The sequence below is a fragment of the Solibacillus sp. FSL K6-1781 genome (genome assembly GCF_038630735.1).
In the GTDB taxonomy this organism is placed as follows: domain Bacteria; phylum Bacillota; class Bacilli; order Bacillales_A; family Planococcaceae; genus Solibacillus; species Solibacillus silvestris.
In genome coordinates, this window is the sequence record NZ_CP152038.1 from 2,834,702 (window position 1) to 2,850,065 (window position 15,364).

16 protein-coding genes and 1 riboswitch are annotated in these 15,364 nt (G+C 37.7%); of the genes, 1 reads left to right on the plus strand and 15 read right to left on the minus strand.

Translation table 11 applies throughout. The annotated features are described in order from the left end of the window. Positions 1 to 373 precede the first annotated feature (373 nt). From MHH37_RS14205 to MHH37_RS14220, 4 genes are all read right to left on the minus strand, one after another. Entirely contained in the window at positions 374 to 1,333 is a 960-nt protein-coding gene (locus MHH37_RS14205) for an ABC transporter permease (RefSeq protein ID WP_342573584.1), read from the minus strand. Beyond that, a complete protein-coding gene (locus MHH37_RS14210; protein ID WP_342573585.1) occupies positions 1,333 to 2,484 on the minus strand; it encodes an ABC transporter permease in 1,152 nt (383 codons plus the stop codon). Before MHH37_RS14210 ends, MHH37_RS14205 begins: the two co-directional genes overlap by 1 nt. Beyond that, entirely contained in the window at positions 2,471 to 4,009 is a 1,539-nt protein-coding gene (locus tag MHH37_RS14215; RefSeq protein WP_342573586.1) for an ABC transporter ATP-binding protein, read from the minus strand. Before MHH37_RS14215 ends, MHH37_RS14210 begins: the two co-directional genes overlap by 14 nt. 111 nt (positions 4,010 to 4,120) lie before the next feature. Then, complete coding sequence (locus MHH37_RS14220) at positions 4,121 to 5,266, minus strand: BMP family ABC transporter substrate-binding protein (protein WP_342573587.1); 1,146 nt, start codon at positions 5,264 to 5,266, stop codon at positions 4,121 to 4,123. Between the two features lie 131 nt (positions 5,267 to 5,397). Further along, positions 5,398 to 5,499: riboswitch (purine riboswitch) on the minus strand. A 400-nt stretch (positions 5,500 to 5,899) separates the two neighbouring features. On the opposite strand from MHH37_RS14220, the gene MHH37_RS14225 reads away from it, so the two are divergent. Further along, positions 5,900 to 6,400: a nucleoside-diphosphate sugar epimerase gene (locus MHH37_RS14225; protein ID WP_342573588.1), complete on the plus strand. Its 501-nt coding sequence runs from the start codon at positions 5,900 to 5,902 to the stop codon at positions 6,398 to 6,400. A 193-nt stretch (positions 6,401 to 6,593) separates the two neighbouring features. Here the strand turns inward: MHH37_RS14225 and MHH37_RS14230 are convergent, their stop codons facing one another. From MHH37_RS14230 to MHH37_RS14280, 11 genes are all read right to left on the minus strand, one after another. Further along, positions 6,594 to 7,019, minus strand: coding sequence for a group I intron-associated PD-(D/E)XK endonuclease (locus MHH37_RS14230; RefSeq protein ID WP_342573589.1), 426 nt, complete (start codon positions 7,017 to 7,019; stop codon positions 6,594 to 6,596). A 614-nt stretch (positions 7,020 to 7,633) separates the two neighbouring features. Beyond that, complete coding sequence (locus MHH37_RS14235) at positions 7,634 to 8,134, minus strand: metallophosphoesterase (protein WP_008405046.1); 501 nt, start codon at positions 8,132 to 8,134, stop codon at positions 7,634 to 7,636. Between the two features lie 106 nt (positions 8,135 to 8,240). After that, positions 8,241 to 8,834: an XTP/dITP diphosphatase gene (locus MHH37_RS14240; protein ID WP_342573590.1), complete on the minus strand. Its 594-nt coding sequence runs from the start codon at positions 8,832 to 8,834 to the stop codon at positions 8,241 to 8,243. Continuing rightward, complete coding sequence (rph, locus tag MHH37_RS14245; protein ID WP_008405044.1) at positions 8,834 to 9,586, minus strand: ribonuclease PH; 753 nt, start codon at positions 9,584 to 9,586, stop codon at positions 8,834 to 8,836. Before rph ends, MHH37_RS14240 begins: the two co-directional genes overlap by 1 nt. 124 nt (positions 9,587 to 9,710) lie before the next feature. Then, positions 9,711 to 10,511, minus strand: a complete 801-nt coding sequence (gene racE / locus MHH37_RS14250; RefSeq protein ID WP_014823166.1) for a glutamate racemase — start codon at positions 10,509 to 10,511, stop codon at positions 9,711 to 9,713. Between the two features lie 16 nt (positions 10,512 to 10,527). Further along, entirely contained in the window at positions 10,528 to 10,971 is a 444-nt protein-coding gene (locus MHH37_RS14255) for a MarR family transcriptional regulator (protein ID WP_008405042.1), read from the minus strand. Between the two features lie 73 nt (positions 10,972 to 11,044). Continuing rightward, complete coding sequence (locus MHH37_RS14260) at positions 11,045 to 11,266, minus strand: LuxR C-terminal-related transcriptional regulator (RefSeq protein WP_008405041.1); 222 nt, start codon at positions 11,264 to 11,266, stop codon at positions 11,045 to 11,047. Positions 11,267 to 11,335: 69 nt separating this feature from the next. Then, complete coding sequence (locus MHH37_RS14265; RefSeq protein WP_008405040.1) at positions 11,336 to 11,779, minus strand: thioesterase family protein; 444 nt, start codon at positions 11,777 to 11,779, stop codon at positions 11,336 to 11,338. 140 nt (positions 11,780 to 11,919) lie between these two features. Beyond that, a complete protein-coding gene (gene sdhB / locus MHH37_RS14270; protein WP_008405039.1) occupies positions 11,920 to 12,696 on the minus strand; it encodes a succinate dehydrogenase iron-sulfur subunit in 777 nt (258 codons plus the stop codon). A 16-nt stretch (positions 12,697 to 12,712) separates the two neighbouring features. After that, the gene (gene sdhA, locus MHH37_RS14275; protein WP_008405037.1) at positions 12,713 to 14,458 is read right to left on the minus strand and encodes a succinate dehydrogenase flavoprotein subunit; all 1,746 of its coding nucleotides are present in this window, start codon (positions 14,456 to 14,458) and stop codon (positions 12,713 to 12,715) included. Positions 14,459 to 14,553: 95 nt separating this feature from the next. Further along, complete coding sequence (locus MHH37_RS14280) at positions 14,554 to 15,168, minus strand: succinate dehydrogenase cytochrome b558 subunit (RefSeq protein WP_008405036.1); 615 nt, start codon at positions 15,166 to 15,168, stop codon at positions 14,554 to 14,556. Positions 15,169 to 15,364 lie beyond the last annotated feature (196 nt).

Sequence of the window (15,364 nt, forward strand, 5' to 3'; positions counted from 1 at the left end):
ACCACAAATATCTGTTTCTTTTATTTATCCTATAACATAAGCATTTTCCCACGTTAGTATAAGTGAAAATCTTCACAATATACGTGTTTTATGGATACATTTTGAAATACGATTGAAATAAACTGAAAAACACACCATCAATTAATGTAATAAAATAGGAATTTTAAAAGCGTACTATGCTATGTTGCCGAAGAAGCCAGATGCTTGGGCAGAAATGATTGTGTAGCTTGATTCAAAAGAGAGTGTGGAGTTGTTGAAGATTTAGTAACGATTCATGGCTACCTAAATTGAACATATGTCGCTTAGTTACTATAATGTAAAAAAGCTGCCGCCTGCATAATACAGACGGCAGCTTTGATTGTTGCCTTAGTTATTACCTTTTACCTTTATCATAAATTTCACCTAATGCTCTCGGAGCACGATTTGATTTAGAAAAGAAGATTAATAACAATAAAGTTAATACATACGGTAAAATCATAAACAAATCAGTGTAACTACTAGGTAATGCCATCACTTGCGCAATATATGTTCCGCCGGATTTTGCAAAACCAAATAAAAGACAAGCAGCTAATGTAGGAAGGATTCTCCAGTTACCGAAAATTAACGCAGCAATTGCTAAGAACCCATACCCCATATATATGTTTGAAGAAAAGTTAGCTGAAATTGAATAGGCAAAACACATACCCGCTAAACCGGATAATAAACCGGATATTAAAACCGCAGAAAAACGGACTTTCAATACATTTACACCAGCTGCATCAACTGCATGAGGATTATCCCCACTTGCTCTAAGACGCATACCGAAGCGTGTTTTATATAAAAGGTACCAAGCAAAAATAGCAATTAATACGATAATTACTTGGAAAGGATACACATCGGTAAAAATCGCACCAATCACAGGTATATCACCTAATCCTTCAATCGTAAATCTTTCGGATACACCTAACCGGAACTTGTCCGAAGCTGCTCCAAAAACAAGTGCATTTATTTGCGTTGTGAGGAAAGCAGTTAGAGCTAATGCTAAAATATTTATTACAACACCACTTATTACTTGATTTGCCTTAAACTTAATACACAGTATTGCATGGATTACGGAAAAACTCATTCCACCAATCATTGCAAAAATAAGTGACACATAAAACATGTTTTGAACATCTGTACCTAAAGCATTTGCGATTAAAACAGCTGACAGCGCTCCAACAAATGCCCCGAAACCTTGAAAGCCTTCAAGTGCCAAATTCGTTATTCCACTTTTTTCACTAAATATTCCACCTATTGCCATTATAAAAAGTGGCAGTGCAAAGGATAATCCATCAATAATTATTGTACTCATTATGATTCACTGTCCTTTCGTTCCACTTCTTTGTCCTTCAAGCGGCTTACTTTATGTTTCACGTACACACCACATGCACTAAATAACAAGATTAATCCAATAATTACAGAAGCAATTTCTTGTCTGATTCCAGCTTGTGAACTCATATACGTGCTTCCCTGATCAATCGATGAGATGAGGAATGATGAAAAAATAATCCCGATTGGATGAGAGTTCCCTAATAGTGCAACCGCAATCGAATCAAAACCGATCGTTGATAATACTTTTGGCTGTATGGAAGAATAGTAGCCTAAATAAAACGTTACACCTGCAAGCCCAGCCAAACTTCCTGAAATAATCATCGCTAAGATCATATTTCTCCCGACTTTAATTCCTGTATATTTTGCTGCATTCCGATTGGAACCAACTGCTTTAATTTCAAAACCAACGACTGTTTTATCCATAATAAATTTTATTAAGATCGCAACCATAATAGCTAATAGGAAGCCTAATGGGATATCCATTTTCAAGTTTGCGATTTCAACATTTACTAACGTTAATCTTGCAGCTTCTGAAATATATTGAGATTGTCTAGAAACCGGATCAATATAATACAGTTGAATAAAGAAGCTTATAACATATTGGGCAATATAATTTAACATAATTGTAGATACAACTTCATGAATGTTAAATCGGTATTTTAGCCACCCTACTAATCCTCCCATTAGTCCGCCGGCAACAATTCCGATTAACAGTACAAGAGGTTTAGCAATAAAAGCATCTAATCCACTGTAACCAACGATTATCGTTGCCAAAAAACCGGAGAAGAGCATTTGCCCGGAAACACCAATATTAAATAGACCTGCTTTTAATGCGACAGCAACCGCCAAACTTGCAAATACAAGTGGCGTCATTGCGTTAAGCAAACTTAAAAAATCAGTGAGCATGCTCTTGTAGCCAGCATAAGACTCCTTAGGCAGGATTCCTGCACCTTGGAACAAGTTATAAAATGCTTGTAACGGATTTTTACCAAGTAACAGAATGACAATTGCCGCGGCAACGAAACTAATTAATATAGACGCAACTGGTATTGTAATCGGCTGCCATTTCTCATTTCGTATTGGCCAAAACAGACGATAACTTAAGCTTGTTTTCTTTTTATCTTTTTTCATGCTTTGCCCCCATCATGTATTCGCCGACTTCATTTGTAGTTAACGATTCACTGCTTGCAATTTTTTGAAGCTGGCCATTAAAAATAACGCCGATCGTATCCGCCACATTCATAATTTCATCCAATTCCAATGAAATGAGTAAAATCGCTTTACCTTGATTCCGTTGTTCAATAATCATGTTATGAATATTTTCAATCGCGCCAATATCTACTCCCCGTGTTGGCTGAACGAAAATCATAAGTGGGGATTGTAGTTCGATCTCACGAGCAATAATTGCTTTTTGCTGATTACCGCCACTCATCGAACGAACTTGCGTTTTACTCCCTTGTCCACTTCGAATATCAAATTGATCAATTAACTGGCTGCCAAATTGATCAAATTCCTGTTTATTTAAAATTCCTTTGTTAGAAAATGGTTCTCTATAATACTGCTTTAATGCCAAGTTTGTTGATAGATCAAAATCTAAAAACAGACCGTAACTTTGTCGATCTTCAGGTATATAGGATATTCCAGTTTCGGTTCTATTCCTTATACTGTCATGTGTAATGTCCTTGCCGTTGAGTAATATGTTACCTCCACTGACTTTCGTCAATCCTGCAATCGCATCGGCTATTTCAACTTGGCCATTATCAGCAACACCTGCAATCGCAAAGATTTCTCCACTGCGTATCGTAAAGGAAACATCTTTGACTACTTCAAAGCCGTCCTCATTTTTCACGGTTAAATGTTCTATCTTCAATACTTCTTCTTTAAATTGCGGAGGTACTTTTTCTGATTTAAAGCTTACCTCTCTACCTACCATTAATTGAGCCATATGATTCACAGAAGTTGTTTTTACATCCAATACATCCACTAATTTGCCTTTGTTCAATACCGCGCAACGATCGGCTATTTTCTTAATTTCATCTAACTTATGTGTAATTAATAAGATTGTTTTTCCACTGTTTCGCAGACCTTCTATAATACCAAGTAAAAAATCGATTTCCTGCGGTGTTAAGACTGCTGTAGGTTCGTCAAAAATCAGAATTTCTGCTTCACGGTAAAGCACCTTTAAAATTTCCACACGTTGCTGCATCGAAACAGTTAAATCTGCTATTTTTTTTGTCGGATCCACCTCTAAACCAAAATTCTTTGATAGTGCCTCAATTTTTCGATTGGCATTTCGAATATCGACGTACGGAAAGATACCGGCAAATTTTTTGATTGGTTCAACTCCTAAAATAATATTCTCTGTAATCGAATAATCGGCAACTAACTTAAAATGTTGATGGACCATTCCGATGTTAAGATTTGCTGCATGGTTAGGCGAGCTAATTTGAACTTTTTCTCCCCGAATATGGATCTCTCCACTATCCGGTTCGTACAAGCCACTTAGCATACTCATCAATGTTGACTTGCCTGCACCATTTTCACCAAGTAAAGCAAAGATTTCTCCTTTTTTAATGCCGATGGATACATCATCATTTGCTACTATTCCAGGGAATCTCTTAGTGATATGTTTCATTTCTATAATATAGTCAGACATCGTTCGGTCTCCTTTATCACAATAGTAGGAAAAATAATAGAAGTTCATCATTCCTCTAATCGTTCATTTAGGAAATGATAAACTTCTATTTTATTTTGTTTCTAATTCATCTTATAAACCTGGAAACTTTTCCGGCGAATGTTCATTAAAATTAGAAGCAGGTACAATTGTGCCATCTTTCACTAATTCGTAAGCTTCATTCATTTTAGTTAGTGCATCCTCTGAAAGTTGATGACGACCTTCTTCTTTAATAAAACCAGTGGAATCTGTGTCTGCATAGAGAACTACATTTCCTCCTTTAAAACTGCCGTCTACTACAGAATTTAGCGCCTTTTCAATATTCATAGCCATGAATTTCACACCAGATGTAAGTACGATATTTTCAGATCCATTTGCCCCTTCGTCAAATTGGTCAACATCTACACCAATAACTTTTACATCGTCTTTTGCTTCCTTTACTGCTGTAAATACGCCATTACCAGTACCGCCTGCTGCAACGAAAATAATATCTGCACCTTGTTTGATTAATGCATTCCCGATAACTTTACCAGTTGCTTCGTCTGCAAATGATCCTGCATAGTTACCACCAACATCGGCACCTGTTACATCCGTCCCTGCATAACCAGATAACTCGATAAGTTCTACATTTTTTCCATAAACTTTATTCGCGTAGTTTACGCCTGATTCAAAGCCAAATTGATAATTTACATTGGATGGATAAGCAATTCCATTTACGACTGCTACTTTGTCAGTTTTTGTTTCAAGTGCTGCAGCTACGCCAGCAAAGAAACCACTTTCTTGTTCAGCGAAATTCATCGCATAAATGTTTTCGAAATCTGTTTGGCCATCTACTGGAGTTGGCTCAGAATCATTTAAAATAAAGATTTTATCCGGATTTTCTACAGCGATATTAGAAATCCCGGCAAATTGGAAACCAGGTGTTACAATAACATCATAATCCGCTACAATATCAGCAACGGCTTGTACAGCTGCAGCAGGATCACCCGTTTCTTCTTTAACAGCCTTTACTGTTGCTGTAGGATTATTTTCGATAAAGCTTAAAATACCGTTATAGTTATCTTCATTAAAGTTCCCATCGTCTACGCCTGAAGGACTTGTTACAATGGCAATTTTCAACCCTTCTTCACCAGAATTAGATTCTTTCCCATCAGCTGAATCATTCCCGCATGCTGCTAGAACAGCAGTCATTAAAGCCATAAGTAATAACATCGCTATGTTCTTCGTACTTTTTATCATCTTGAAATTTACTCCTCCTGTTTATCTTGTTGTTAGTTTGTAAAAATTAAAAAGCACCGAGTTTGTTAAACCGGTGCTTGACACAAGGTATGTACATAGTGGAGAGGATATAGAAGATTAGATTATCCCCTTATATCTATACATAACCTCGTAGTCAAGCTATTAATGGTAGCTTGGTAGAAACTCTCGGGCCATATCCCCAATATTATACGAGAATAATATTAAATTTTCACAAACTCATAGTAACATCTGTTATTTAAACTGTCAACAAAACACGAACTATTTTTAAATAAATAAAGAAAATATTCGTTAATAGACAGAATAGTTGTAGATTCCAATACAATTTACGCATAATTTTAATTAAAAAAATGCCATTTAATTCAAATTAATTTACATTTAATTCACTAATTTCAATAAAATCCATTATAAATAACAAGGAAAATATTATGCATTTTATAACTTTTTTCATTTTCCAACTGGAAACATAAAATAGATCGGAGCATAGTAACTTTTTTTAGCTTACAAATTACAAAAATACGGGTAAGAAATATAAGAGAGTTGTTGCAAATGGGAGCGATGAGCGATTGAGCTTCCCCTTCGCTTTCAAAGCCAACGATGGAAGGAGTGTTTTAGTTGAGTAAAAAGAAAGAAATCAAAAAATTAAAAGATCATGCATTTGCAGATCTTTGTTTAATCGAAAAAGAATTTCAGCAAATTGTAAAAAATACTTCGAATAAAGCTGGTACTTTTAAATGGCTGGAGCTATTAAGCGATTATGAATTGGAGGAATTTTACGGTCGGCGCAGAGACCGTAAATACGCTACGCTCACAGTTGAGTTATATTCATTAATAGAACAACTGTTAAAAGACATTTATAAAGTTATTTTCAAACGTAAATATAAAAATAAATCGGATAACAATATAATTCTTGATTTAGAGGAACAGTTGGGTGATAACTTAATTTTTAAGAATAATACTAAATTATTGGCGAATCTCAGAAGTTGTATTGTTCATGAAGAATTCTCTTTAAGGGCTGCAAGAAAGAAAATAAACATTAAAAAGAAAAATAGAATATTATTTAAACAATTAATGAAAGATGTTGATCTGTATATAGAAAATATAAAGCTGAAATAAAATCGGGCTTTCTTATTTGAAGGTCCTTTACTACTAATTACGAGCAATTTCAGCCTTCCATAATTGAAGGCTGATTGCATCGGTAAACTGCCTCTTGTGCCAAAAGTATTTTTCATGGGTTTTTAAAGAAAAGTAAATTATTTCGATTCAACCACTTACCTTTACTTAAATTAACCAAAGCCGAGTTTAATACTCAAATTCTTTCAGGTATTTCTAAAAATTTCTCCGCTAAATAAACACCCTTTGTTTGTTTATTTTTAGTTTCCTTTAATCTAATTGTAACGGATTTATTGAAAAATTTTGGGTCAAAATAATAGCAGAGATCCGTCTCCGGACAATAAACACAGTAAAAGTCAATTTGCGATTTATCGACATCCTTCATTTGTACGCCATTTTTAGTCGAGTAGCATTGTTGAAACTTTACATACATCGTTCCGTTTTCTTTCATATTGCGATACTTAACTTGTATTCTCCAAAATTGTTGTTCTTTGTATGCTACGATATCAAAAGGTGCATGCTCAGTCTGAGGCAGCAACACCAAATAACCTCTTTCAAATAAATCCAATTGGCTTTTTAATACCGCTAAATCTCCTTTTGTTTTTGTATGATGAAAGTACATGCAATCACCTCCATAAGGAACATTTGTTCTTATTTTAATCTACTAGTTAATTTTTTGCAAAAAAAAACCATCAAACTTGTTTAATTCAAGTTTGACGGTTTTATGTACGTCCCAGGAGGGATTCGAACCCCCGACCGACGCCTTAGCTTACCACTATAGTTTTCACTACTTATACATGTGTATAATTTGTTGGTCTGGACTATAACTTCACCATTTCAGGTGCGACACGTTTAGTCTCTACGGAACCTCTCACAATTAAATTGCTGCAATCATTTTACCTGCATAAAGCCATTCAAATGATCTCGTTTCCTCGGTATTGCCATCAGCATGATCTGTTAAGGGTTTACCGATACGGTGTCGTCCACTTTATACGTTCATTTTCCGTATAAAGGCTCCTATATACTTAAAGGGCGTTGCTCTATCCAGCTGAGCTACTGAGACATGTTTCTCATCACCAATTGGTAATTAAGACATTTTTTATTATATGGTACATTTCATTTAAAGTCAACAACCTAATTCAAAAAAATTATTATTTAACTAAAATAATTTTCTGTTCTCTAAATTCTGCATTAAAAAAGTGAAGTCCTCTTTAAATCAAGACTTCACTTTGATAATTAACGCTCATAAAATAATTCATCAATCAAATTATTATTATCATCATAACATTGTAATGTAAAATGCGTTGGAGTTGTTGTAAGTGTGACAAATGATTTTTCTTTTATCCGTCGAGGCTTCAGTAAGCTACCCGGATTAATAAATAAAATGTCATCGATATATTCCGCGCCAAGTATATGTGAATGACCAAAACATACGATTTGTGCGCCGACTTCCTTTGCGCGGTAAATCAGTTTCATCGGAGAGTTTTTCACATCGTATAAATGCCCGTGTGTCACATACACACGATCTCCATTTACCTGAAACAGCATCTCCTCCAAATAGTTCTGGTCATGATCACAATTACCTTTCACACACTCTATCCCTTGCATAAGAGGATGCGCATACGGCAATTCACTATCGCCACAATGGATCACTTTATACGCATCTGGATGGTAGCCCTTTACACGTTCAATGATTTCCTCGTCACCATGTGTATCACTCATAATCAATAGCTTCATTCGTATCCACATCCTTTACATTTCTATTCTTAGTGTGACAGCATTGAAATAAAAATTCAATCGTTATTAAACAAATTTTTACAATTTCCAACAATTGCCGGAATTGTTATTTCAGAAATTCCGCTAACTGCAATGCCAGTTTACGAATGGCATTGCCTCGGTGTGAAATGGCACCTTTTTCTTCGGCAGACAGCTCAGCCATATGCTTTTCCAATGCAGGTACATAAAAAATCGGGTCATAACCGAATCCGTTTGTTCCCTTCTTTTCATATGCTATCATGCCTTCACATGTGCCAAATACCGTTTTCGTTTCCATATTCGGACCTGCAATCGCCAATGCACAGCAGAAACGGGCTGTACGCTGGTCTTCCGGAACGTCCTTCATGTTTTCCAGCACTTTCACCATATTCGCTTCATCGTCATGATCACCGGCATATCGTGCTGAATACACTCCAGGCTCACCATTTAATGCATCGATCGCTAAACCGCTGTCGTCAGCAATTACAATTTGACCGAGCATCTTCGCTAATGTTTCCGCTTTTAAAATTGCGTTTTCTTCAAAAGTCGTACCTGTCTCTTCAATTTCCACATCTGGAGCAACCTCAAACATTGTGACAACTTCATAGCCGAATGGTCCGAATAGTGCTTCAAAGTCTTTCGCTTTTCCTTTGTTCTTTGTTGCGATTACTACTTGTTTCATTATGCTTCCACCTTTCCGATCAAGTTTGCGGTGTCACCTAGTGCTGTTTTCTGCATCTCGATTAGCTGCGCAATCCCGGCTTCTCCTAAATCGAGCAATTCATTGAGTTCTGAGCGGCTGAATGTCGCTTCTTCGCCTGTTCCTTGTAACTCCACAAATTCGCCGGCACCTGTCATAATAACGTTCATATCGACTTGTGCAGCTGAATCTTCTACATAGTTTAAATCCAAAACTGCGCCAATATTTTCTAGTTTTCCGACACTAGTTGCAGCTAAATAATCTGTTACTGGAAATTTCACGAATGGCTTGTCAACGCCTAATTTCGCAATTGCCTGTGTCATCGCTACAAATGCACCTGTAATCGATGCCGTACGCGTTCCACCATCTGCCTGAATCACGTCACAGTCAATCCATACCGTTTTTTCGCCAAGAGCTTCTAAATCAACGACAGCACGTAATGCACGGCCGATTAAGCGTTGAATTTCCATTGTGCGGCCACTTACCTTCCCTGCAGAGCTTTCACGACGTGTGCGTTGCTCTGTAGCGCGTGGTAGCATGGAATATTCAGCCGTAATCCAACCTTTACCTTGTCCACGTAAAAAACCAGGTACTTTTTCTTCAATCGTTGCAGTACAAATCACCTTTGTATTTCCAACGGTTATTAATACCGAGCCTTCCGGATGCATTAAATAATTATTATCAATTTGAACTGGACGTAATTCATTCACAGCTCGTAAGTCATGTCTAGTCATTCGTGACCTCCTCAATTTGTTCGCGCACTTATCTTATCACAATTTAAGGAGTGTCTAAAGCAGAAAAGCAAGACATAGAAGGAAAAAGCTCAAATTAGACAAAATGCCTAATCTGAGCTAACAACTATTTTTCAAATGTAATTTTACGTATATCCAATTCACCTTTTTCCAGCCAACGTTCTGCTATGGAACGGAAAATCGGCACGGAACCAGATGCATGCAGAATATGCTTGGGCGGTTCTTCATCTGTTCGTAATTGTCCTGTATAGCTTAAAATCGCTTCGACATCTTTTGCCGTTTCTTCGGCAGATGACAGGACATGAACTTGTGAGCCTACTGCTGCCTCAATTTGCTTTTGTAAAATAGGATAATGTGTACAGCCTAAAATGACTGTATCAAATCGCTCATCTTCAAGCGGCTTTAACCCTTTCGCAACGAGATCATACGAAAATTGGCCTTCGTATTCGCCACTTTCAACGAGTGGCACAAATGTAGGACAGGCAAGTGGAATTATTTTCGCTTTTGTCGACAATGATTTCACCGCTTCTTCATATGCGCCACTTTTGATCGTGCCTTCTGTCGCTAATACGACAACTTCATTGCGCTTTGTCTTTTTTATGGCCGCTCGTGCCCCTGCATTAATAACTCCTAAAACCGGAAATGGCATATGTTTTTGCAGACTTTCCAATGCAACGGCAGTCGCAGTATTACATGCAATGACAAGCATCTTCACATTCATCTTTTCGAGCGCTTTTGCCATCTCCCATGTAAAATTGCGGACTTCTTGCTTAGTGCGTGGCCCGTAAGGACATCGCGCCGTATCACCTATATAATATATTGTTTCATTCGGCAAAAGCTCCATAATCGCTTTTGCCACTGTTAATCCGCCAACTCCGGAATCGATAACACCAATTGGGGCATTCACTTGTACCGCCTCTATCCTATTTCATTAATAAATGTAGTTTTTGTAATGTTCTTGATAATTGTTCAAACTCTTCAGCGTTAAATTCCTGTGTAATATCCCGCAAATAATTTTGACGCTTAAAAATTACTTCTTCGATAATTCTTTCGCCTTCAGGTAAAAGATGAATCCGTACAACACGTCGATCATTTTCGTCACGTACACGCTGTACCAATTCATTTTTCTCCATCCGGTCCACTAAATCTGTTGTTGTCGAAAATGCTAAATACATTTTCGTCGACAAGTCACCGATCGTCATATCCCCTGATTCATGCAACCATTGCAATGCAATAAATTGCGGAGGCGTAATCGTATAATTGCTTAAAATTTCTCGACCTTTTTGTTTGATTAAGTGTGAAATATATCTCAGTTCTTTTTCCAGGATTGCTACAGATTCAGAGCTATGTGTGCTGTGATCTTTCATCTACTCCATTCACTCCTCGATGCGTTTCATAGTTCTATTTTGAAGTTTTTTTTATAAAATAGCAAGCATCGAATCAGTATATTGACAATTCCTGAAGTCTCAAAAGCTCAAGAATCGCTTGCGTACGACTTGATACACCCAGCTTTTGAATCGTATTGGAAATATGATTACGAACGGTTTTTTCACTAATGCCTAGCTTCGTTGATATTTCCCGTGTTGAATAGTCCTTTATTAATAGCTCAAAAATCTCACGTTCTCTTTTTGTTAACAGCGAACGATGCTGCGGACGATTCATTTTGCAACACCCTCCTATCCTCTTCTTTGTACATTATGTCGAAAATACAAAGCAGGTGAGGGCATTTAACTATTTCCCAAGCAATAATTTTTTTTGCTCTTCCAGTAGAGGGACACCTTTCCCCGTGTCACTGCTCAATTGTACAAGCGTTCCGCGCCCCGTATAGCATACTTCATCTTTTTCATTTTTCACCAAATAATGCAAATCAATTGAAGACGTGCCGATTGATGCTGTTTTAACAAAAATTGTAAGTTCTTCATCAAAGAACACTTCTTTCAAATAATCGCACTGAATGTCTGCCACAACGAGCATATTTCCTGTTTCCGATCCAGCAGTAAAATTAAATCCTAATGCTTTAAAATATTCGATACGTGCATACTCGAAATAGGCAAATACTTTTGTATTGTTTACATGCCCGTACATATCTGTTTCTGAAAATCGTACCTTTACCTTTGTAGAAAATGAAAACCCTGCCATCCACTCTGCTGCATCCTGAATATATGTAGCTCGCATAAAAAATTCCCCCTTTGTTTGATTAGCTCATCATCCCCTGACAATGAATACCCATTCATTATAGCATAATTTGTCAGAAGCAAAAAGCGATCAAAACAAAAAGACCCTCACCGAAGTGAGGGTCAATTATATTCATTCGATTAGTCAACCATGTGGTCAGAACCGAAGAAGTTTTTGAACATTTGAACTGTTGTTTCACGGTTAAGTGCAGCAATAGATGTTGTTAAAGGAATACCTTTTGGACAAGCAGCTACACAGTTTTGAGAGTTACCACAGTTTGCAAGACCACCGTCGCCCATGATTGCATTTAAACGCTCGTCTTTATTCATTGCACCAGTTGGGTGTGTGTTGAATAAACGTACTTGTGATAAAGCAAATGGACCGATGAATGATGCTGATTCAGACACGTTTGGACATGCTTCCATACATACACCACAAGTCATACATTTTGATAATTCATAAGCCCATTGACGTTTGCGCTCCGGCATACGAGGACCTTCACCTAAATCATAAGTACCATCGATTGGTACCCATGCTTTAACTTTCTTAAGTGCGTTAAACATGCGCTCACGGTCTACTTGTAAGTCACGGATAACCGGGAAAGTTTTCATTGGCTCTAAACGAATTGGTTGAGTTAACTTGTCTACTAATGCTGAACAAGATTGTTGCGGACGTCCATTGATTACCATTGAACATGCACCACAAACTTCTTCCAGACAGTTCATATCCCATGATACTGGAGTCGTTTTTTGACCATCAGCAGTAACAGGATATTTTTGAATATGCATTAGAGCAGAGATAACGTTCATACCAGGACGGTAAGGAACTTCGAACTTTTCAACGCGTGTAGCACCATTCTCATTGTCTTGACGAACGATTTCTAACTTAACTGTTCTACCAGTATTTACTGTTTCCACTGTTTAGTTCCCCCTTCTACGCTGAGTAGTCGCGTTTACGTGGTGGAATTAACGAAACGTCTACTTCGGCATAAGTAATAATTGGTTCGCCCGTTGCCGGATCGAACTTCGCCATAGTTGTTTTTAAGAAGTTTTCATCATCACGTTCTGGGAATTCAGGCTTGAAGTGAGCCCCACGAGATTCGTTACGTAATAATGCACCCTTAGTCATAACTTTAGCTAAATATAGCATGTTCTTTAACTGACGAGTGAAGTGAGCACCTTGATTCGACCATTTTTGTGTGTCGTTAATGTTGATGTTTTCCCAACGCTCTTGAAGCTCAGTTAATTTCGCATAAGTTTCTTCTAATTTTGCGTTTACACGTACAACAGTCATGTTGTCAGTCATCCACTCACCAAGCTCTTTGTGTAGCAAGTAAGCGTTTTCTGTACCATCCATATTAAGAATAGCTTCCCATTTCTCTGTTTCTTCCTGTACGCGACGCGTGTAGATTTCTTCAGGTAAATCTTCTGCATGCTTTTTAAGTCCTTTAATGTACTTAACAGCATTTGGACCAGCAACCATACCACCGTAAATCGCTGATAATAATGAGTTCGCACCTAAACGGTTTGCACCATGTTGTGAGTAGTCACATTCACCTGCAGCGAATAAACCAGGGATTTCAGTCATTTGGTCATAGTCAACCCATAATCCACCCATTGAATAGTGTACCGCTGGGAAGATTTTCATCGGTAATTTACGTGGGTCATCACCTACGAATTTCTCGTAGATTTCGATAATACCACCTAATTTAATATCTAATTCATGAGGATCTTTATGGGATAAGTCTAAGTATACCATGTTTTCGCCATTAATACCCAATTTTTGATTTACGCACACGTCAAAAATCTCACGTGTTGCGATATCACGTGGTACTAAGTTACCGTAAGCAGGATATTTCTCTTCTAAGAAGTACCAAGGCTTACCGTCTTTATACGTCCAGATACGTCCACCTTCACCACGAGCAGATTCAGACATTAGACGGTTTTTGTCGTCTCCAGGAATCGCTGTTGGGTGAATTTGAATCATTTCACCGTTTGAATATGTTGCACCTTGTTGATAAACAATCGATGCTGCAGAACCAGTGTTGATTACTGAGTTTGTTGTTTTACCGAAGATAATACCAGGACCACCTGTTGCCATAATTACAGCATCAGAACGGAATGAGCGAATTTCTTCAGAACGTAAATCTTGTGCTACGATACCGCGGCAAACGCCTTCGTCATCAAGCACCGCACCAAGGAATTCCCAGTGCTCATATTTCGTAACTAAACCAGCTACTTCGTGTGCACGAACTTGCTCATCTAGGGCATATAATAATTGTTGACCAGTTGTCGCACCAGAGAATGCTGTACGGTGCATTAACGTACCGCCGAAACGACGGAAGTCAAGTAAACCTTCTGGAGTACGGTTGAACATTACACCCATACGGTCCATTAAGTGGATAATACCAGGTGCTGCATCACACATACCTTTAACTGGTGGTTGGTTCGCTAAGAAGTCGCCACCATAAACTGTATCATCAAGGTGGATCCATGGAGAATCCCCTTCACCTTTTGTATTAACTGCTCCGTTAATTCCGCCTTGTGCACATACAGAGTGTGAACGTTTAACTGGAACCAACGAGAATAATTCAACTTCAGTACCAACTTCAGCTGCTTTAATCGTAGCCATTAAGCCAGCAAGACCGCCACCAACGACGATAACTTTACTTTTTGCCATGATTATTTCTCACTCCTCATTAATTGCTAAAAACTTTTACTCATATTTCATTCCATCTAGGATCTTAACTATGTAGTAGTGAACAAGTTAAGTGATTAGACGAATGCTAAGATAGCTGCAACACCAACGATTGCTAATACTACGAAAATTAACAACGTAACATAAGTTGCGATTCGTTGAGATTTGTTTGATTGCGTAATACCCCAGCTTACTAAGAACGACCATAAACCGTTCGCTAAGTGGAATGCTGCTGAAACGATACCTAAGATGTAGAATACTAACATTAATGGATTGTCAACGATTTCAACCATCATATTAAATTCAACTTCAGCACCGAATGCTTTTTGGATACGTGTTTGGAAAATATGCCACGCAATGAAGATTACAAGGAAAATACCTGTGAAACGTTGCAATGCAAACATCCAGTTACGGAATGTGCTGAATCGTCCAGTATTGTAAGTTGCAGTAAATGCAATATACACTCCATAGAATCCGTGGAACATTAATGGAATATAGATAATGATCCATTCCATCGCTAACAACAACGAGTGTGGAAGTAATTCCATAACACCTGTTGCGTTATTGTAAGTTTCTTCACCGCCAACTGCAGTGAAGTTCAGAAATAAGTGGAACACCAAGAACAACCCGACAGGAACTACACCTAATAACGAGTGTAAGCGGCGCCATAAAAATTCACGATCTTTCGACAAAACTGTTACCCCCCTTAGTACTTGAAATACACATGCGCAACGTCTCAAATTTGTAAAAGTTGTGATGTTGACTGCGCATTTCATCATGGTACAATATTATGACATGTCCATTGTACTCTCAACAGATACTAGCGTCAAGGCAACGCGGGATATTTTATAATCATTTTAAAGACGGTTTTACGCTGTTTTGAGAACT

Coding starts and splice junctions, on each gene's coding strand:
- MHH37_RS14210 (WP_342573585.1), bottom strand. CDS start 2,484: ATGAAAAAAGATAAAAAGAAAACAAGCTTAAGTTATCGTCTGTTTTGG.
- rph (WP_008405044.1), bottom strand. CDS start 9,586: ATGACTAGACATGACTTACGAGCTGTGAATGAATTACGTCCAGTTCAA.
- MHH37_RS14205 (WP_342573584.1), bottom strand. CDS start 1,333: ATGAGTACAATAATTATTGATGGATTATCCTTTGCACTGCCACTTTTT.
- MHH37_RS14230 (WP_342573589.1), bottom strand. CDS start 7,019: ATGTACTTTCATCATACAAAAACAAAAGGAGATTTAGCGGTATTAAAA.
- MHH37_RS14235 (WP_008405046.1), bottom strand. CDS start 8,134: ATGAAGCTATTGATTATGAGTGATACACATGGTGACGAGGAAATCATT.
- MHH37_RS14260 (WP_008405041.1), bottom strand. CDS start 11,266: ATGAATCGTCCGCAGCATCGTTCGCTGTTAACAAAAAGAGAACGTGAG.
- MHH37_RS14255 (WP_008405042.1), bottom strand. CDS start 10,971: ATGAAAGATCACAGCACACATAGCTCTGAATCTGTAGCAATCCTGGAA.
- MHH37_RS14240 (WP_342573590.1), bottom strand. CDS start 8,834: ATGAAACAAGTAGTAATCGCAACAAAGAACAAAGGAAAAGCGAAAGAC.
- MHH37_RS14265 (WP_008405040.1), bottom strand. CDS start 11,779: ATGCGAGCTACATATATTCAGGATGCAGCAGAGTGGATGGCAGGGTTT.
- MHH37_RS14220 (WP_342573587.1), bottom strand. CDS start 5,266: ATGATAAAAAGTACGAAGAACATAGCGATGTTATTACTTATGGCTTTA.
- sdhA (WP_008405037.1), bottom strand. CDS start 14,458: ATGGCAAAAAGTAAAGTTATCGTCGTTGGTGGCGGTCTTGCTGGCTTA.
- MHH37_RS14215 (WP_342573586.1), bottom strand. CDS start 4,009: ATGTCTGACTATATTATAGAAATGAAACATATCACTAAGAGATTCCCT.